Here is an 18,152-nt window from a genome sequence, read left to right on the forward strand (position 1 = left end):
CCGGGAGCGACCTTCGGAGTCAGGGGTTAACGCCCGATCATGAAATAGCCGAACAAGTCGCGAAATATGCGCGAATCTCACAGGATCGCCAGCGGCGTGACCGGGCTTCCCGTTCCTCCCTCGATCCTGAGCGGCGCCGCCACGAACACGAACTCCGTACGCCCTGCCGCCCCCAGCTCCTCCAGCCAGAGCATCTCGATGAGGTGGATGCCGTGCCGGTGCAGGAGGACGAGGTGCAGGTCGTCGGCGAGCGTCTCGTCGGCGAGGCCCCGGGCGTTGAGCCCGCCGATCGCGGCGTTGTCACAGGCCACCACGGACACGTCGCGCTCCGCCAGCCACCGGCCCGCGTGCGCCGACAGGCCGGGCTGACCTGACCAGTACTCCTCCTTCGACCGCTCCCACACCAGCGGCCATCCGGTACGGATCACCGCCACGTCCCCCGGGCGCGGCGTGGCGATCTCCGCCAGTTCGTCCGCCGAGATGCGGTGGCCGGCGGGCAGGTGGTCGAGGCCGAGCCGGCGCGGCACGTCGAACAGCACTCCCCTGGCCACCACGCCGCCCACCTGCTCGATGCCGCACCTGGTGGCCCCGTACGAGCGGACCCGGGCCGCCGGATGGCCGTTGTAGACCTGGTCGCCGGACCACATGTGACACAGCGCGTCCATGTGGGTCGTGGTGCCGTGCGGGGTGACGACCAGCGCGTCGTCGGCCACGCACAGGCCCTCGCCGATGGGCCGGGCGCCGGCCGCGTAGTCGCCGCCGTCCACGGACATGAAGTGCTGCGGCAGCGGGCGGCCGCGCAGGTGCGGCACGGTCGTGGGGGCGGGCGAGGAGGTGGCGCCCCTGATCGGCATGGCCAGGCTGAGCACCTCTCCGGTGGTGGCGGCGCGGAGGGCGTCGAGGACCACGGCCGGGGTGAGGAGGTTCAGGGTGCCGCGCTGATCGTCTGGGCCGAATCGTCCCCAGTTGTTAGGCTCGTGAACCAAGTAAGCGCTTCCTTTCACTGTTTCACTGCGGAACTGCGGAGGTCTGATGCACTGCGATCCTCGGTTCTCCCGCGTACGCGAGGTCTTCGAGCGGCACTTCGCCGACGGCGAGGAGCTCGGCGCGGCCTTCGCCGTCTACCTGAACGGCGAGCTGGTCGTGGACCTGTGGGGCGGGGTCGCCGACCGGCACACCGGGCGGCGCTGGGAACGGGACACACCGGCCTTCGCCTACTCCTGCACCAAGGCGATCACCGCCACCGTCCTGCTGCAGCTGGCCGAGCGCGGGCTGGTGGACGTGTCGGCGCCGGTCGCGGAGGTGTGGCCGGAGTTCGCGGCGCGCGGCAAGGGGGCGATCACGGTGGAGCAGGTGCTGACCCACCAGTGCGGGCTGCCGGTGATCGAGGATCCGGTGCCGGTGGAGGAGTTCGAGGACCAGGCGGCGATCGCGGCCCGGCTCGCCGGGCAGGCGCCGATCTGGGAGCCGGGGGCGGCGCACGGGTATCACGCGCTGACGTACGGGTTCCTGCTCGGCGAGGTGATCAGGCGGGTGACCGGCAAGTCGGTCGGTGAGCTGGTGGCCGCTGAGATCGCCGGGCCGCTGGGCCTGGAACTGTGGGTGGGGGCGCCGGACGACGTGATCGCCCGCACCGCCCGGCTCAAGGCCGGCGAACGCCCCCAACCTCTCACGGTCACCGAGGCCCCTGCCACCGCACCGGCCTCGGCCGATCTCACGACCGCCGCCGCGCAGAGCGCTCCCGTTCCAGGGCCCGCCACCACGCCTGGTACCCCGGCGACCGGCGGGACCGCCCGGGCGGAAGGGGCTGCGGGCACGGGCGACGAGGCAGCGCAGGTCGGCCACAGCGCGACCCCCGACAGCGCGACTTCCGACAGCGGGGGCGTGACGGCGGACGGTGAGACGGCGGCGCCGGCAGGGGCGCGCGGAGGACGGCCGGCGGGCGGTGGGCAGTCCGGGGACCTCCTGGCCGAGATGGCCAAGGCGGCGCTCGATCCGCAGAGCCTGATGAACCGGGCGCTCGGCAACCCCGGCATGCACCTGCTCAAAGGCGGCGCGAACCACCCGACGATCCTGCGCGCCGGCTGGCCCGCGGCCGGGATGGTCACCACGGCCAGGGACCTGGCGGGCTTCTACCGCGCGCTGATCGCCGGTGACATCCTCAGCCCCGCCACGCTGCGGGACGCCATGCGTACCCGGGTCGACGGCCCCGACCGCGTCCTCTACCTGGACACCGCGTTCGGCCTCGGCTACATGCGGCCGTCGATCACGTTCCTGATGCCGTCGCGGAGCGCGTTCGGCCACTCGGGTCTGGGCGGCTCCATCGGCCTGGGAGACCAGGAGCGCGGTCTGGCGATGGCGTACGTCATGAACAAGATGGCCAACGCCGTGTCCGGCAATCTCCGCGGCATGCGCCTGGTGCGGGCCGTCTACGACTCCCTCTGAGACGATCATCACTGCATGGTGACGCCGCCGCTCACCGACAGCGTCTGGCCGGTGATGTAGGCGGCGCGGTCCGTGCACAGGTACGTGACCAGCCCCGCCACGTCGGCGGGTGTGCCGAGGCGGCGCAGGGGGATGCCCCGCGCGATCTTGTCGACCAGCCCCGGCTCGGCCGCGGAGACCCGCCGCAGCATGGGCGTGTCGGTCGGGCCGGGACAGACCACGTTCGAGGTGACCTGGGACTTGGCGGCCTCGCGGGCGAGCGTCTTGGCCAGCCCGAACAGCCCTGCCTTGGTGGCCGCGTACGCGCCCTCGCCGCCGGACCCGGCCCTGGCGCCGTCGGAGGAGATGAACACCAGCCGTCCCCACCGCCTGGCCATCATGCCGGGCAGCAGCAGCTTGGTCAGCAGCATCGGCCCGCGCAGGTTGACCTGCCACATGAGGTCCCAGGCCGCCGGGTCGCTCTCGGTGAACGGCTCCACGACCGCCACCCCGGCGTTGTGCACCAGCACGTCCACGTCACCCACCGCGCCGCCGAACTCCGCCACGGACGCCGGCGAGGCCAGGTCCACGCCGGCCGCCCGCGCGCCCGGCAGGCCCGCGGCGACCTTCTCGGCGTTCGGCAGGTCGACGTCGGCGACCACGACCCGGGCGCCGAGCGCGGCCAGATCGGCGGCGATGGCCGCGCCGATCGCGCCCGCTCCCCCGGTGACCACGGCCACGCGCCCGTCCAGGCGCAGCCCGTCCATCATTTCCAGGCCTCGATCAGGTCAGCGGCGGTGGCGCGGGCGGCGAGCAGGCTGATGGTGTGCTTGAGCACGGCCTGCGCGTAGTCCTCGGGGATGCCCGCCACCGCGTCCGTGACCACCGTGACCCGGTAGCCGAGGTTGACCGCCTCCAGCGCCAGCCCCGGGATGCCCAGGTTGAGCGAGACCCCGGCGGCGATCACCGTGGAGACGCCCAGCGAGCGCAGCGTCATGTCGAGCGAGGTGCCGGTGAACGGGGAGAAGCCGTGATGGCGCCGGCTCTCCAGGTCTCCTGGATCGCGCAGCTCGGGGAGGACCTCGACGGCGGGGGTGCCCTCCAGCATGTGCAGCGGGTCCTTGAGCAGGGAGACGATGAACGGACTGTTGGCGGTGTGGGAGCCCGCGCGGTCGGGCCGGAAGGCGGCGGTGCAGTGGATCACCGGGATCCCGGCCGTCCTGGCGGCGTGGAGGAGGCGCGCGGTGTTGCCGACGACATGGTGCCGCTCGCACGCGGCCACTAGATCCGGAAATTTCGTGAGATCACCGACGACGCCCCGCTGCATCTCCATCACGAGCACGGCCACGCCCTCCACCGGCGCACCTCCACCCCTTTTAGCCGAGCGCTTGCTTGGTCAGGCGAGCATATCACCCACCACAGTCGGTCATTCATCCCTAACGCAGGGCGAAATATGTCCACTCGTGACAACCGGAACCCCGGGTGAGACCGTCGAATCGAAGACGGCTGCCCAATGGGGGTTCACTTGGTCCCTGGTTACCGTGAAGTACGCCAGCTCGGCGCCGGCCACACCGGCCGCGTGTTCCTCGCCACCTACCAATCGACCGGCGCCTACGTGGCGATCAAGTACCTGAACGCCACCCTGCGCAGGGACGCCGAGTTCATGGACCGCTTCCGGTCGGACACCCATCACCTGGTCGAGATCGACGACCCGAACGTGGTGCGCTTCTACGAGTACGTCGAGACCCCGACCCGGGCGGCCGTCGTCATGGAACTGGTGGACGGCGTGTCGCTGCGGACGTTGCTGACCGAGCACCGCAGGACCACCCCCGAGGCCGCGCTCGCGGTGCTCAAGAGCACGTTGCTGGCCCTGGCCGCGGCGCACGAGAGAGGCGTGCCGCACCGCGACGTCAAGCCGGAGAACGTCGTGGTCCAGGCGGACGGCACGAGCAAGCTGGCGGACTTCGGCGTCGTCGTGCACGCCGAGGAGCCCGGCGTGCCCGCGGGCAGCCCCGAGTACATGTCGCCCGAGCTGTGGACGCAGCACAAGGCCGGGCCGCCCGCCGACCTGTACGCGGCCGCCTGCCTGCTCTTCGAGGCCGTCAAGGGCCGGCCGCCGTTCCGCGCCGTGAAGGAGGGCCAGGAGACGGAGCTGGACGTCCCCGCGACCCGGGACAAGCACCTGGTGGAGCCGGTGCCGCTGGAAGTGGTCCCGGACGCGCTGCGCGACCTGCTCAGACGGGGCCTGGCCAAGGACCCGGCCGCCAGGTACGCCTCCGCCCGCCAGTTCGCCGCCGAACTGGAGGAGGACGCGGCCGCCGGATACGGCCCCGACTGGGAGAAACGCGGCCGCCGCCACCTGGCCGAGCTGGCCACGTTGCTGGCCCTCCGTTTCCCCCTGGCCAGGACGGAGAGCGAGTCCGGGAGCGCACCCGTCACCCTGCGCGAGCGGATCATGAGCATGCCGCAGCTGCCGCCGCATCTGTGGGTGGCGGGCGCGACGGTCGTCGCCGTGGCGATCGCGCTCGTCCTGTCGGGCGGACGGCTGCCGCCGGGCCCCGGCGCGATCCTGATGCCACCGCCCGAGGAGACGAGCGAGCCCGCCTCCTCGCCGGCCGACGCCACGAGCCCCGCCTCGACGAGGACCACCCCGGCCGCCCCGCGGCGCACGACCGCCGCTCCCCCGTCGGCGACCCAGGCGCCACCGCCGCCCACGAGCACGCCCCCGCCACCGCCGACGACCACCGCCGGACAGGGCGGGACCAGCGCGCCGGAGCCCGCGCGCCCGGCCGTGCAGGCCGCCGGCATCGCGCAGTGGAGCGGCACGAGCGGCTCGATCCGGGTCTCGGCCAACGGCACGGGGCCGGTGCGGCTGCGGATCACGTACACGCGCCGGGACGGCGACGACGCCCCCGCCAGAACGCTCCGCCAGGAGACGCGCACCTTACGCGGCAGCACGGTCTACACGAGCGCGGTCTCGCATGATCCGGGGGACGTGGCGTGCGGCAAGAGAGCCTATTTCGGGATCCTGGTGATGACGGAGCCCGCGTCGGCAAATGGGCCGCAGGTGAGCGAGGTCGCCGTGGACGGCCCCGCCTGTCCCACCTCCGCCCCCACCGGCTCCGCCCCGCCCCCGCCCCCGCCGTCGCCGACGCCGACGCCGGCGCCGACCGCGGACCGCACCACCTCCGCCATCGGCACCCCGACCCAACCCACCACGGAACCGACGGACGGCCCTCTGTCCCGCCCGACCGACGAGCCCACGATCGAACCTCTCACACCCCCGACCGACGAGACCCCCTCCGAGCCGGGCGAACAGCAGCCCGCATGATCACCCGCACCCACCCGGGACGACGCGAACGGCAGGCTGAGACGGCGGACGCGGACGGCAGGTCGGGCGGCGAGCGGGGCCTTGCCGGGGAACCAAGCGTGCGCTAGCTTGGCAAGCGATGAGCGCCGACACCTCCGCCTACTGGGCCGCCTGCGGGCGCGGCGAGCTGGTCATCCAGCGCTGTACGGCCTGCGACCGGCGCGTCCACCTCCCCGATGCGACCTGCCCGTGGTGCGGCGGCGACGAGCTCGTGTTCGAGCCGGTCTCCGGCGAGGGCGTGGTGCACACGTTCACGATCGTGCACCGCTCGTTCGCCCCCGGCTACCGGGGACGGGAGCCGTACGTGATGGCCTGGGTGGACCTGCCGGAGGGCGCCCGCGCGTTCGGGCACGTAGTGGGGTGCGCGCCGGAGGAGGTACGCATCGGCATGCCGGTGCGGGTGACGTTCGCAGACGAGCTGCCACATTGGAGGCCGGCGTGAAGCTGGGCAACGTGCTGATCCCCGTCGCCGACCTGGACGCGGCGATCGCCTTCTACGGGCTGCCGGTGAAGTTCCGCGACGGCGACAGGTTCGCGGCGCTGGACGGGGGCGGGGTGACCGTGGCGCTGGCCGGGCCCGCCGAGCACGTCACCGCGTCGGCGGCGCCGTCGTACAAGGTGGAGGACGTGGCCCGGACCGTGAGCGAGATGTCGGCGCGCGGCGCCGAGGTGGTGCGCGGGCCCGAGGACGGGCCGCACGAGAGGCGGGCCGTGCTGCGTGATCCCTCAGGAAACGTCTTCGTGCTCTTTTCGCCCCTCTGACCTGCCCCTCTGATCTGGAGGCACCCCCCATGGCGCGATCACCCTACGGCAACTACGCCCACGCGATCCTGACCGCCGGCGCGATGCGCACGCCCGACCGGGTGGCGCTGACGTACTGCGGCGAGCAGAGCTTCACCTACGAGGAGCTGAACGCGAACGTCAACCGCCGTGCGAACGCCCTCCTTGCCAAGGGCATCGCGCCAGGACAGCGGGTGGCGGCGCTGCTCAATGAGACGCTGCTGGTGGCCGAGGTCTACCTGGCGCAGGCCAAGATCGGGGCGGTCACGGCGGCGCTGAACCCGTACTGGCCGGTGGAGACGCTGCGTGACGTGGTGGCGGCCTCGGGGTGCACGGCGTTCGTGTACGACGCGACGGTGGAGCAGACGGTCGAGCAGATCAAGGCGTCGCTGCCGGGCGTCACGACGTGGATCGACGCGCGTGAGCTGACGGGGGCGTCCGACGACGAGCCGCCACTGGCCGGCTTCCACGACGATCCGCTGGCCCTCTACTACACCTCCGGCACGACCGGGCTGCCGAAGGCCGTCGTGCACACGCACGCGTCCTCGCTGGCCACCGCGCAGATCTGGCTGGACGTGCCGCGCGGCCCCGACTCGGTGTTCGGCACCGGCGCGATCATCTGGGGCATCGGGTTCCCCGCCATCGTCGGGCCCGCGCTGTACGCGGGGATGCGGCTGGTGCTGGAGCAGGACTGGGGTCCGGCGAACTTCCTGCGCGTCGTCCCCCGCGAGCGGGTCACCCATGTGTCACAGATCCCCTCGTTCTACGCGGCCCTGCTGGGCTCGCCGGATCACGAGGACGTGGACCTGTCGTCGATTGAGGTGATCATGCTGGGCGGCGAGCCGTTGACCAAGACCATGCTGGACCGGATCAAGGCCAGGCTCCCGCAGGCGGGCGTGTTCTCGTACTACGGCCAGACCGAGGCCCCGTACACGTGCATGGGGCGCGTCGACGACGGCTCGACGCCGCTGGGCTCCTCCGGGCGGGCCCGTACGGGCAACGCGGTCAAGATCACGGACCCGCGGGGCAACCGGGTGATCGACGAGGTCGGCGAGATCAACCTGGCGGGCCCGCACCGCATGGCCGGGTACGACGGCCTTCCGGACAAGACGGCGGAGGTGCTGCGCGGCGAGTGGTACGTGGGCGGCGACCTCGGCACGCTCTCCCCCGACGGCGTGCTGCGCGTACTCGGCCGGCGTGAGGACTCGATACTCAAGGGCGGCGTGTGGACGCAGCCGGTCGCGATCGAGGAGGCCGCGTCGGCGCTGGACGGGGTGGCCGAGGCAGGCGCGGTGGGGGTGCCCGAGGGGGCCTCCGACCAGCGGATCCTGCTGGCGGTCGCGCCGCGGCCCGGGCACTCGCTGGACGCGTCCAAGCTGGCCCTCGCCCTGGCCGACGCCCTCCCGGCCCATCAGCGTCCTGACCACATCGTGGTGGCCGACGAGCTGCCGCACTCCCAGGACGCCTCGGGCGGGCCCGGCAAGCTGCTGCGCAGGCAGATCCGCGAGCAGTACGGGCACCTGCTCGCGTGAGCGTCTACGAACACGAGGTCAAGGCGCTTCTGAGCGAGGCGGGCGTGCCGGTGCCGCGCGGCGTCGTCGTGCCGGTGTCACGCGGGGACAGCGTGCGTGACCTGAACTTCGCGGCGGCCGGGGAACTGGCCGAGCCGCTGGTGCTGAAGGCGTTCGGTCCCGGACTGGTGCACAAGTCGGACGCCGGGGCGGTGGTGCTCGGGCTGCGGGCGGCGGACCTGCCCGCGGCGGCCGCGGAGATGCGTTCCAGGGTGCCGGACGTCGCGGGGTTCCTCGTCGAGGAACAGGCGGCGGCCGGGGTGGAGCTCATCGTGGGCGTGGTGCGCGACGCCGCGTTCGGCCCGGTGTTGCTGGCCGGGCTGGGCGGCGTGTGGACGGAGACGCTGCGGGACACGGCGCTGCGGCTCTGCCCGGTCTCGGAGGCGGACGCGCGCGGCATGCTGGCCTCGCTGCGCGGGTCCCGGCTCCTGTACGGCCATCGCGGCACGCCGCCCGTGGACGTGGACGCCGCGGTCAAGCTGCTCATGACGATCGGCGGGCCCGGCGGGCTGTGGGAGCGGCTGGAACTGGGCGAGTTCGAGCTGAACCCGGTCATCGCGGGCCCGGCGGGCGTGACGGCGGTCGACGCCCGCTACCTGCCCGCCGAGCAAAGCCTCCCCGAAGAAACGCCGGTGCGGACGGCGGACTTCCTGCCGCTCTTCGAGCCGAGGTCGGTGGCCGTCGTCGGGGCCTCCACGAGCAGGCCGAACTTCGGGAACATGTTCCTCGACTTCTACAAGGCCGCCGGCATCCCGATCGTGGCGGTGCACCCTGAGGCCCGCGAGGTGGCCGGGGTCCGGGCGGTGCCCGCGCTGACGGCCGCGGACGTCGACTACGCGCTGGTCGCCGTGCCCGCCGCGCGCTGCCCGGAGGTGGTGCGGCAGGCCGCCGGTGTGCCGTTCGTCCAGGTGATGAGCGGCGGCTTCGGCGAGTCGGGCCGCGCGGACCTGGAGGCCGAGCTGGTCGAGGCGGCCAGGGCGGCCGGCACGCGGCTGCTCGGGCCCAACTGCATGGGCGTCTACTGCCCGCGCGGGCGGCAGACCTTCGTGGGCGGCGGGCTGGGGCCGCCGGGGCCTGTGGCGCTGATCTCGCAGAGCGGCGGGCTCGCCGGTGAGGTGATCAAGGTCGGGGAGCGGCGCGGGCTGGCGTTCAGCCGGGTCGTCACCGTGGGGAACGCGGCCGACGTGACCCCTGCCGAGCTGCTGCGCTGGCTCGTCCGCGATCCGGAGACCCGGGTCGTCGGGCTCTATCTGGAGGATCCGCGCGACGGACGCGAGCTGTACGACGCGCTGCGGGCGGCGGACCTGCCGGTGGTGCTGCTGGTGGGCGGGCGCAGCGCACAGGGCCAGGAGGCGGCCGCCTCGCACACCGGCGGCATGGTGAGCGACCGGCGGATCTGGGAGACGGTGGCCGAGCAGGCCGGGGCGACGCTGGTGTCCAGCCAGGACGACCTGATCGGGGTGCTGGCGTTCCTCCAGGCGCACGGCTCCCGCGCCACGGACGGGGACGGGGTGCTGGTGGTGGGGCCGAGCGGGGGCGCGAGCGTGCTGGCGGCGGACGCGTTCGACCTGGCCGGGGTCCGGCTCGATCCGCTGCCCGGCGACGCGCTCGAGGAGTTGCGCGGGCTCGGGGTGACCGCGGCCGGCAACCCCCTGGAGGTGCCCGTGGGGCCGCGCGGGCAGCCCGGACTGGTGCCCGAGGTGATCGACATGATCGTCCGGCGGCGGCCCTTCCGCGACGTGGTGGCGCACGTGAACGTCCAGGCCTTCTTCACGTACGGGGACGCGGCCGAGCCCCTGTACGCCTATGCGCGGGCGCTCGCCGGGGCCCAGGAGGCGTTGCCGCGTACCAGGGTCACGCTCGTCACCAGGAACGGCGAGTGCGCGCCCCCGGGAGTCGAGGACGAGGTGAGACGGATCGCGGCGGCGGCGGGGATCCCCGTCTACCGCACCATGGAGGCGGCCTCAGTAGCCATTGCCGGGGCCGTCGCGGCAGGAGGACGCTATGGGACTGCTTGACGGGAAGGTCGCGCTGATCACCGGCGGGGCGCGGGGCATGGGGGCGGCGCACGTGCGTTTGTTCCTGGAGGAGGGCGCGCGGGTGGTGTTCGGCGACGTGCTGGACGAGGAGGGCAAGGCGCTGGCGGAGGAGACCGGCGCCACGTACGTCCACCACGACGTGCGGAGCGTGCAGGAATGGGAGCGGGCGGTGACGACCGCCGTAGACATGCACGGCAAGCTGGACGTGCTGGTCAACAACGCCGGGATCCTGAAATTTCGCCGTATCGCCGAGATGTCGCTTGAGGAGTTCGACCGGGTGATCGACGTCAACCTCAAGGGGGCCTGGCTGGGGATCAAGTCGGTGATCGAGCCCATGAAGGCGGCCGGGCGCGGCGCGATCGTCAACATCTCCTCGATCGAGGGCTTCGTCGGCGCGGAGGGGCTGTCCGCGTACGCGGCCTCGAAGTTCGCGATCCGCGGCGTCACCAAGTCGGCCGCCCGCGAGCTGGCCCGGTTCAAGATCAGGGTCAACTCGGTGCACCCGGGGGCGATCAACACCGCGATGGCCATGGATCCGGAGATGGCGAAGGAGGTCGACGCGGAGGCGTTCGTGAAGTCCATGGTCATCAAGCGCTTCGCCAAGCCGGTGGAGGTGTCCCACGTGGTGGCGTTCCTGGCCTCCGACCGGGCGAGTTACTGCACGGGGAGCGAGTTCACCGTGGACGGCGGGCTGCTGACGGGCGCCGGATACTGACCTATACCCTCAAGGTAGATCTTTTTACGTTAAACCGGCCGACTTTGGACATTTCTGGCAGGATCCTGACCTGGGCTTTCCGTGCCGCCGGATGCGTGACCCGCTCTTGGGGCGTGCTTTACCTGCGGATACGGCACGGTAGCCTCGGTCATCACGGTAGACGACAAGCCGCCGGATTTGTCACACCTACCCCGGGTTCCTCTCCCTACCCAGGGCTGCGTGGATAAACCGGCCTTGCCCGGAAGGTGCTCCACGCTTCCATGACGCCAGAGATGCAGAAGTTCATCGAGCTGCTCGAAAGCCACCTCGGCTACGCCGAGAGGGCGAGCGGATACACCAAGTTCGGTGAGTGGTACGGCAAGAACGTCGAGTTCGACGCCGACTACACCGCCGCACCCTGGTGCGAGATGTACCTCTCGTGGGCCGCGCACAAGCTCGGCTACGAGGAGTGGATCGGGCAGTTCGCGTGGACGGTGGCGCACGCCAAGTGGTTCAAGGAGCAGGGGGCCTGGGGGAAGAAGCCCAAGCCGGGGGCCTTCGTCTACTACGACTGGAGCGGGTCCAACAGCATCGACCGCATCGACCACGTGGGCGTCGTGACCAGGGTCGAGGGCGACACGATCCACACCATCGAGGGCAACATCGACGGCGGCGTCGCCAAACGCAAGGAACGCGACACCAGCAAGGTCGTCGGGTACGGCTATCCGGAGCAGATCAAGGCCCGCCTGGACGAGGAGGCGGCCCGGCAGGCCGAGGAGGCCAAGAAGAAGGCCGAGGAGCAGGCCCAGGTGCCGCCCGGGCCCGGCACCGACGTGGGCGTGCTGCAGATGCCGCGGGAATCGCTCGCCTCTCTGATCCCCCAGAACGAGCGCGAAGAGGCCGCCGCCCAGCCCCCGTCCGCCGCCCGGCCCGAGCCCAGCCGGACCACCGCGGAGAAGACGGACCACGCCGGCGCCGCCGCCCCGTCCCCCGCCTCCTCCTCGGCCGCCGCGGGCCAGGGACTCAAGAAGGGCAAGCACGCCAAGCCCACGACTGCGGACACGACTGCGGCGACCGCCGAGCCGCTCCCGACCCACGTCGACGCCTCCGCCACGGGCCCGCTGCCCGCCATCGAGTCCCCGACGCTGATCGGCTCGGCCCTGGTGGCCGCGCTGGCACTGCTCGCCGTCGCCAAGACCCGCCAGCACCGCCTCCGCGTGGCCGCCGCGGCCACGCCTCCCACCCGCTCCGCCCCGGCCCACCGCCGGCGCCGCCGCAAGCGCCGCGACGCCACCGCGCCCGCCTCCACGCCCGCGTGGACCCGCCAGCTTCGGGAGTCCCTCACCCCCGCCCCCGGCCGCCACGTCGCCGGCCCGAACACCGCCGCGGAGCTCGTCACCACCGCCGCCGACCTCACGGCCACCACGGGCACGGAGCTCGCCCCCGCCGAGCTCATCGCCACAACGGACCCCGAGCTCATCACCACGACGGACCCCGAGCTCATCGCCACGACGGGCAGCGAACTCGTCGCCACGGCGGGCGCGCAGCTCGCCACCTCCGCGGGACCGGACTGGACCGCGGACGCCGTGCCCCGCACCGCCGCGGACGCCCGCCGCATCGGCACCGCACGCGCCGGGGACGAGCCCGTCGGCAGGGGACGGCGCAGTGCCTTCTCCGGCGCCGATGAGGGCATCGCCGCCGGCTTCGGCGGGCGACGGCTCCGCGCCGAACAGCCGGTCGCCGCCTCGGGCTCCGACCAGGTGCGGCGACTGCTCGACACCAGGCCGTTCGACCCCTTCGCGGACGCCGCACCGAGCCGGGCGCGCGTCGACCGCCCGCTGGACCGCCACGCCGGTGACCGCGCATACGACCACCACACCTGGGATCGCGACCCCGCCGACACGGACTTCTTCGAGGGCCCGCTCGACACCGGCCCCTTCGAGCCGTGCTGGGAAACCGGCCCGATGCAACGCATCCGCGACACCGACCCGCCGCCGAGCACCTTCGATCCTGGCCTGTTCGAGCCCGCCGACGCCACCGGCGCGCTCGTCGTCGACACCGGCCCCTTCCAGCGCGTCGTCATCCCGGGGGCGACCAGCACGTTCGACGCCTTCGCCCCGGCCGGTGCCACCGCCGCCGGCGGCGACGTCCTGGATTCGGCCGAGCCCGGCGCGCGCACCTACCGGGGCCGCCGCCGTCGCCGCGGCGAAAACCCCGCAGAGGAACGTTTCTCCGCCTTCCAGACCGACGTCCCGCTACGCGGCCGCCGCCATCGCGAACTGGTCGGCGCAGGCAGCAGGACCGATCGAGGAAAAGGCCGTCACCGGGCCTGAAAATCGGGAACTCCAATTCCACTGGTCTCGTTGGACCGTCCAGCGATATGCCGACACAAGTGGAAAGTGGGCCCCATTGTCGCCGACCGTCTTACGCGTCGCCTGCTTCAGCCTGGCGGCACTCCTCGTCGCAACCGGATGCGCCGCCACACCCCCTGAAGAAATGCCGACCCCGTCCCAGCAGTCACTGGACTACTCCGGAACGACGAGCGACGAAGAAGACGTCGACGAAAGCGAATACGTCGAGATCTGCGTCAGGAAAACCACCCTGGTCAGGGCCGAATACCAGCCCTGTGACGACGAGGTGAAGGGCTACGCCTGGTACTTCGTCCCCATGACCGCGAAGGTCCCCGCCATCGGGAAGAAGGCCCGTGCCGGCACGTTCGACGAGAGCCCTCCGAGGCCGACTATCGAGCCCCGAGAAAGGGCGGCAAGGGCAAAGCCGTCATGACGCTCCGTGACCAGGACCTCATCGAGATCTGCGTGAAGAAACGCACGCGGCTCCGGGTCTCGGACGCCCGCTGCGACGACGAGGACGACGGCTACGCCTGGTATTACCTGCTGCTTTCCCGCCAGATTCCCGGAGTGGGAAAGAAAGCCATGAACGGCTCATTCCGCGCGTCCGACTATTCCACGACGTACCGGGCGCGCCCCGGCGGCGGCAAGGGGCGCAAGGTCGCGTTCGACCCGGACGACGAGGACGTGGATTCCACCGTGACCGATGACACGGACACCGACTCCACTTTCGACGACACCGATTTCGACTCCGACCCCGATTTCCACCACAGGAAGACACCGGGCCGGACCCGGGCCGGCCGCCGATGAAGCACCGCGGCGGAGGGCTGCAAGATCACGACCCTCCGCCGCTCCCGACGCCGTACTCGGCGGCGAAGGCGGTCAGCCGGGACACGGCGTCGCGGCTGCGCGCCCAGGGCCGGACGATCAGCCGTTCCACGCCCAGCGTCGCCCACGCGGGCACCTCGTCGGGCGAGGCCAGCGCGTACGCGTGCGCCGTCACGGGCACGCCCGCCCCCAGCCGGTCGAGCTGCGGCTTGATCGACTCGAGCGTGTGCGGCATGCTGATCCACCCGTCGCAGAGCCGGGCGGCCCGGCGCAGCGCGGCCGGTGACTCTCCGCCCGCGAGCACCGGCAGCCGCCGCTGCACCGGCTTCGGCTCGAAGGCGACCTCGGGGAAGGAGTAGAACCTCCCGGAATGGGAGACCACCGGCTCGCTCCAGAGCCGCCTGACCACCTCGATCGCCTCGTCCAGGCGAGCCCCCCGCGACTCGAAGGGGATCCCGGCCGCCTCCCACTCCCCCCGATACCAGCCGGCGCCGACCCCGCAGATGGCCCGTCCCCCTGACACCACGTCCAGGGTGGCGAAGGCGCGTGCCGACACGAAGGGGTGGCGCAGGGCGAGCAGCTGCACCGCCGTGCCGAGCCGGACGCGGGAGGTGAGGGCGGCCAGCCAGCACAGGTACGCGGGCGCGTCGAACAGCGGCGTCTCCGGCTTGATCGCCGGCTTCGACGTCCCCGGGTAATGGGCGAGGGACAGGTCGGTGGTGAAGACGAGGTGCTCGGGCAACCACACCGACTCGAACCCCAGCTCGTCGGCGGCCACCGCCACGTCCTTCCACGCGGCCGGGTGCAGCAGCCCGAGCGGCACGCCGAACTTCACGGGTACCTCCCCAGGTCGCCGGCCACGAGCGAGGCCCGCACGCGTTCGCGGTGGACGGCCGTGGTGCCGTACGCGGCCGACAGCGACCAGGCCCGGGCGAGCCAGAACCGCAGATCGAGTTCCTCGGTGTACCCGATGGCCCCGTGGACCTGCAGCGCCACCCGGGCGGCGAGCGTGGCGGCCTCCCCGGCGGCGGCCTTGGCGGCGCTCACGTCGCGGTCCGCGGTGGCGGCGGAGCCCTCCACCGCCAGCGCGGCGCGCCACACCAGTGGCGCCGCGAAGTCCGCGGCCACGGCCACGTCGGCGAGCTGGTGCTTGACCGCCTGGAAGGACCCGATGGGGGCGCCGAACTGCGTCCGGACCCCGGCGTAGGCGACCGACACGGCGAGCAGCTCCCTGGCGACCCCGATGAGCTGCGCGGCGGTCGCGACCGTGGCCCGCCGCAGCGCGGGACCGGCCGGCCCGCTCAGGCGCTCGGACTCGTCGAAGGCCACCTCGAACAGCGGCCGGCACGGGTCGACGCCGGGCCTGGGCGTCAGCCGTACCGCCTCCTTGGCGACCAGCCGCAGACCGTCGGCGCCGGCCACGACGATCAGGTCGGCGAGGTCGGCGTCCGGCGCGTACGCCTGCCCGGGGGGCAGCACGCTGACGCACACCGCGCCCGAGGCCAGCTTCGGGGCCCCGGCCACCAGGTACGGCGCCGCGACGGCGGTCTCCACGACCGGCCCGGGAAGGCACGCGCGCCCCGTCTCCTCCAGCGCCGGCAGGACGTCGACCAGCCTCAGCCCGAGCCCGTCGCTCTCCGGCGGCAGGAGCAGTCCGAAGAACCCCAGCGCGGCCAGCTGATCCCAGCCCGGCCGCCGCTCGGTGCGCAGCGCGGCCGGCGGGCAGTGCGCCCTCAGCACGTCACGCACGGTCGCGCCCAGGGCGAGCTGCTCGTCGGTGAAGCCGAAGTCCATCACACCCCCCGCATTCGGCCGGTGGTCATCGCGGCAACCCCAGGACCCGCTCGGCGATGATGTTGCGCTGGATCTCGTTCGTGCCCGCGTAAATGGGCCCGGCCAGCGAGAACAGGAAGCCGTCCAGCCACGGCGTCTCCCCGGCCCGCTCCCCCAGCAGCTCCATGGCGAGTGCGTGCATGCGCAGGTCGAGCTCAGACCAGAACACCTTGCCCATGCTGGCCGCCGCCCCGATCTCCTCCCCCGCCATGATCCTGCGCGCGGTCTGGAACGTGTGCAGCCGGTACGCCTCCGCCTCCACCCAGCACCGGGCGGCCCGGTCGGCGAGCGCCGGGTCGCCGGCGGAGCGGGCCAGCGCCACGAGCCTGTCGGCGGTGGCCAGGAAGCGGCCAGGGCTGCGGAGGGTGAGGCCGCGTTCGGAGGAGGTGGTGGCCATCGCGATCCGCCAGCCCTCCCCGGCCTCGCCGAGCACCATCGATTCGTCGACGTACACACCGTCGAAGTGCAGCTCGGCGAACCCGGGCAGCCCGTCGAGCTGCGCGATCGGCCGGACGGCGACCTCGTCGAGCGGGAACAGGAAGTAGGTCAGACCCTTGTGCCGGGTCCCCGAGGTGCGGAAGAGGCCGAACCCGTGGGTGGCGTACGCGGCCCGCGAGCTCCACGTCTTGTGCCCGTACAGCCGCCACCCGCCGGGCGCGGGCTCGGCGCGGGACGTGAGCGCGGCCAGGTCGCTGCCCGCCTCCGGCTCCGACCAGGCCTGCGCCCACACGTCGTCGCCCCTGGCCATCCGGGGCAGCCAACGCCGGCGCTGCTCCGGCGTGCCGAACCTCATCAGCGACGGGGCCAGCAGGAAGATGCCGTTCTGGGTGACGCGGGCGGGGGCTCCGGCGGCCCAGTACTCCTCCTCGAAGATCAGCCATTCGATCAGGGAGGCGCCGCGGCCCCCGTACTCCTCGGGCCAGGAGACGACGGACAGCCGGGCGTCCGCCAGGCGCGCCTCCCACGCGCGGTGCGCCTCGAACCCCTCGGTGGTGTCCATCGACGGGAGCGGCCCGGGCGCGTTGGTGCTGAGCCAGTCGCGAACCTCGGCGCGGAAGTCCCGCTCGGCCGGGGAGAAGTCGAGATCCACGCCTACCAACCTAGCGCACGCTTGGTAGAGTCGCCAGCTCACCGCTCACGCATTTAGTCTGGTAGCTGTGCAGGGACTGCTGCTGCGGCTGTCCACGCTGGACGCCGACGCGGAGAGCGCGGTGCGGGTCATCGCCTACTTCGACTCACTGCTGCGCGACCACGTGAGCGTGCCCGTGCTGCTGTCCGCCACGGCCCGGCTGACGCAGTGCCCGGTCGGGCTGTTCGACGCCGCCACCGGCCGGCGCACCCGCACCGCGCCGGACGGCTCCGTCGACACGCCCGCGACCACCCCCGCCCAGGTCAGAGAGCTGAGCTCAGGCCTCGGGGCAGTCTGGATGGAACGCGACGGGCCCGCGCACGGGCTCGACGAGATCGTGCTTGAACGGTACGCCGCCGCGGCCGAGGTCACGCTGGAGCGTGCCGCAGCCCTGGCACGCGAGGGCCAGGATCCGGCGCTGGTCGAGCTGGTGCTGTCGGCCGAGACCGGCGAGGCGGAGCGGGCCCGGGCGCTGCGCCTGCTCGGCTTCGACCCCGCCACCCCGCTCCAGGCCCTGGCGATCGCGCTGCCCGACCGGGGGCTCGCGGCCGGCCTGCGCACGATGGGCCACCGGGTGCGGGCGGCCACGATCGGCGACACCGAGGCCGTCCTGGTGGCGACCGATCTCCCCGGCTCCACGCTGCCCGAAGGGGCGCGGGTGGGCATCGGGCCCGAGCTGCCGGGCGCGCGGGTCGCCGAGTCGTGGGCCGGCGCGCGCACGGCGCTACGCTTCACCGGCCCGCACGACCTCGTGATGCGCTGGTCGGACCTGGGCGCGCTGGCCCTGTTCGCCGAGTTGCCGGAGGCGTCGGTCGCGTGCCTGCCCGACGTCCGCGCCATGGAGCGGCTGGGCGAGGAGGCCCTGGCCGCGGTGCGTGCGCTGTGCCTGGCCGGCTCCGTACGGGGCGCGGCCACCGCCATGCATCTGCACCACAGCTCGATGGCCGCCCGCATCACCCGCGCCGAGTCCATGCTGGGCTTCTCGCTCGCCGACCCGCCCGGCCGCCTGCGCGCCCACCTGGCTCTCGCCCTGGTGCGCCTGCGCGCGAACGGCTAGCCGCGCCGAGCCTGTGTCCCGCACCTCGCCACCAGCGCCGTCGGCTCGTCTTGGAGGCCTAGAGGTCTTCTTGGAGGCC

At 72.8% G+C, this 18,152-nt stretch carries 17 protein-coding genes; 11 read left to right on the plus strand and 6 right to left on the minus strand.

All coding sequences use genetic code 11. The features are described from left to right. Positions 1 to 77 precede the first annotated feature (77 nt). Complete coding sequence (locus tag ID574_RS41670; RefSeq protein ID WP_188194537.1) at positions 78 to 986, minus strand: cyclase family protein; 909 nt, start codon at positions 984 to 986, stop codon at positions 78 to 80. A gap of 46 nt (positions 987 to 1,032) precedes the next feature. Here ID574_RS41670 and ID574_RS41675 point away from each other — a divergent pair, with 46 nt between their 5' ends. Continuing rightward, entirely contained in the window at positions 1,033 to 2,445 is a 1,413-nt protein-coding gene (locus ID574_RS41675; protein WP_188194538.1) for a serine hydrolase domain-containing protein, read from the plus strand. Between the two features lie 8 nt (positions 2,446 to 2,453). Here the strand turns inward: ID574_RS41675 and ID574_RS41680 are convergent, their stop codons facing one another. Next, complete coding sequence (locus tag ID574_RS41680; protein ID WP_188194631.1) at positions 2,454 to 3,191, minus strand: SDR family NAD(P)-dependent oxidoreductase; 738 nt, start codon at positions 3,189 to 3,191, stop codon at positions 2,454 to 2,456. Continuing rightward, positions 3,191 to 3,781 (minus strand): cysteine hydrolase family protein, encoded by a 591-nt coding sequence (locus ID574_RS41685; protein WP_223167622.1) that lies wholly within the window; start codon positions 3,779 to 3,781, stop codon positions 3,191 to 3,193. The genes ID574_RS41680 and ID574_RS41685 overlap by 1 nt, the downstream gene beginning before the upstream one ends. 168 nt (positions 3,782 to 3,949) lie before the next feature. On the opposite strand from ID574_RS41685, the gene ID574_RS41690 reads away from it, so the two are divergent. The 9 genes from ID574_RS41690 to ID574_RS41730 all read left to right on the plus strand — a co-directional run bounded on the left by ID574_RS41690 (position 3,950) and on the right by ID574_RS41730 (position 14,036). Continuing rightward, positions 3,950 to 5,755: a serine/threonine-protein kinase gene (locus tag ID574_RS41690; RefSeq protein ID WP_188194539.1), complete on the plus strand. Its 1,806-nt coding sequence runs from the start codon at positions 3,950 to 3,952 to the stop codon at positions 5,753 to 5,755. Between the two features lie 118 nt (positions 5,756 to 5,873). Continuing rightward, positions 5,874 to 6,236, plus strand: coding sequence for a Zn-ribbon domain-containing OB-fold protein (locus ID574_RS41695; RefSeq protein WP_188194540.1), 363 nt, complete (start codon positions 5,874 to 5,876; stop codon positions 6,234 to 6,236). Next, the gene (locus ID574_RS41700) at positions 6,233 to 6,556 is read left to right on the plus strand and encodes a VOC family protein (RefSeq protein WP_336245605.1); all 324 of its coding nucleotides are present in this window, start codon (positions 6,233 to 6,235) and stop codon (positions 6,554 to 6,556) included. Before ID574_RS41695 ends, ID574_RS41700 begins: the two co-directional genes overlap by 4 nt. 29 nt (positions 6,557 to 6,585) lie before the next feature. Further along, positions 6,586 to 8,106 carry a class I adenylate-forming enzyme family protein gene (locus ID574_RS41705; RefSeq protein WP_188194542.1) on the plus strand — a complete coding sequence of 507 codons (1,521 nt, stop codon included), beginning with the start codon at positions 6,586 to 6,588 and terminating at the stop codon, positions 8,104 to 8,106. Further along, a complete protein-coding gene (locus ID574_RS41710) occupies positions 8,103 to 10,163 on the plus strand; it encodes an acetate--CoA ligase family protein (protein WP_188194543.1) in 2,061 nt (686 codons plus the stop codon). Before ID574_RS41705 ends, ID574_RS41710 begins: the two co-directional genes overlap by 4 nt. Then, on the plus strand, positions 10,150 to 10,899 hold the full coding sequence (locus tag ID574_RS41715) for a glucose 1-dehydrogenase (RefSeq protein WP_188194544.1): 750 nt from the start codon (positions 10,150 to 10,152) through the stop codon (positions 10,897 to 10,899). Before ID574_RS41710 ends, ID574_RS41715 begins: the two co-directional genes overlap by 14 nt. A 260-nt stretch (positions 10,900 to 11,159) precedes the next feature. Continuing rightward, positions 11,160 to 13,211: a CHAP domain-containing protein gene (locus tag ID574_RS41720; protein WP_188194545.1), complete on the plus strand. Its 2,052-nt coding sequence runs from the start codon at positions 11,160 to 11,162 to the stop codon at positions 13,209 to 13,211. A gap of 76 nt (positions 13,212 to 13,287) precedes the next feature. Then, entirely contained in the window at positions 13,288 to 13,662 is a 375-nt protein-coding gene (locus ID574_RS41725; RefSeq protein ID WP_188194546.1) for a hypothetical protein, read from the plus strand. Beyond that, positions 13,659 to 14,036 (plus strand): hypothetical protein, encoded by a 378-nt coding sequence (locus ID574_RS41730; RefSeq protein WP_188194547.1) that lies wholly within the window; start codon positions 13,659 to 13,661, stop codon positions 14,034 to 14,036. Before ID574_RS41725 ends, ID574_RS41730 begins: the two co-directional genes overlap by 4 nt. A 25-nt stretch (positions 14,037 to 14,061) precedes the next feature. On the opposite strand, the gene ID574_RS41735 is transcribed toward ID574_RS41730, so the two are convergent. Genes ID574_RS41735 through ID574_RS41745 form a run of 3 tightly spaced genes read right to left on the minus strand, consistent with a single transcriptional unit; the run spans position 14,062 to position 16,977 of the window. Further along, the gene (locus ID574_RS41735; RefSeq protein ID WP_188194548.1) at positions 14,062 to 14,889 is read right to left on the minus strand and encodes a TIGR03619 family F420-dependent LLM class oxidoreductase; all 828 of its coding nucleotides are present in this window, start codon (positions 14,887 to 14,889) and stop codon (positions 14,062 to 14,064) included. Further along, on the minus strand, positions 14,886 to 15,848 hold the full coding sequence (locus ID574_RS41740; protein ID WP_188194633.1) for an acyl-CoA dehydrogenase family protein: 963 nt from the start codon (positions 15,846 to 15,848) through the stop codon (positions 14,886 to 14,888). Before ID574_RS41740 ends, ID574_RS41735 begins: the two co-directional genes overlap by 4 nt. Positions 15,849 to 15,873: 25 nt before the next feature. Continuing rightward, the gene (locus ID574_RS41745; protein WP_188194549.1) at positions 15,874 to 16,977 is read right to left on the minus strand and encodes an acyl-CoA dehydrogenase family protein; all 1,104 of its coding nucleotides are present in this window, start codon (positions 16,975 to 16,977) and stop codon (positions 15,874 to 15,876) included. Positions 16,978 to 17,044: 67 nt separating this feature from the next. Here ID574_RS41745 and ID574_RS41750 point away from each other — a divergent pair, with 67 nt between their 5' ends. Further along, complete coding sequence (locus ID574_RS41750; protein ID WP_188194550.1) at positions 17,045 to 18,073, plus strand: helix-turn-helix domain-containing protein; 1,029 nt, start codon at positions 17,045 to 17,047, stop codon at positions 18,071 to 18,073. Positions 18,074 to 18,152: the final 79 nt, after the last annotated feature.

The sequence above is a fragment of the Nonomuraea sp. SYSU D8015 genome (assembly GCF_008065375.1).
GTDB lineage: Bacteria > Actinomycetota > Actinomycetes > Streptosporangiales > Streptosporangiaceae > Nonomuraea.

Coding starts and splice junctions, on each gene's coding strand:
- ID574_RS41695 (WP_188194540.1), top strand. CDS start 5,874: ATGAGCGCCGACACCTCCGCCTACTGGGCCGCCTGCGGGCGCGGCGAG.
- ID574_RS41715 (WP_188194544.1), top strand. CDS start 10,150: ATGGGACTGCTTGACGGGAAGGTCGCGCTGATCACCGGCGGGGCGCGG.
- ID574_RS41675 (WP_188194538.1), top strand. CDS start 1,033: ATGCACTGCGATCCTCGGTTCTCCCGCGTACGCGAGGTCTTCGAGCGG.
- ID574_RS41730 (WP_188194547.1), top strand. CDS start 13,659: ATGACGCTCCGTGACCAGGACCTCATCGAGATCTGCGTGAAGAAACGC.
- ID574_RS41680 (WP_188194631.1), bottom strand. CDS start 3,191: ATGGACGGGCTGCGCCTGGACGGGCGCGTGGCCGTGGTCACCGGGGGA.
- ID574_RS41740 (WP_188194633.1), bottom strand. CDS start 15,848: ATGGACTTCGGCTTCACCGACGAGCAGCTCGCCCTGGGCGCGACCGTG.
- ID574_RS41705 (WP_188194542.1), top strand. CDS start 6,586: ATGGCGCGATCACCCTACGGCAACTACGCCCACGCGATCCTGACCGCC.
- ID574_RS41720 (WP_188194545.1), top strand. CDS start 11,160: ATGACGCCAGAGATGCAGAAGTTCATCGAGCTGCTCGAAAGCCACCTC.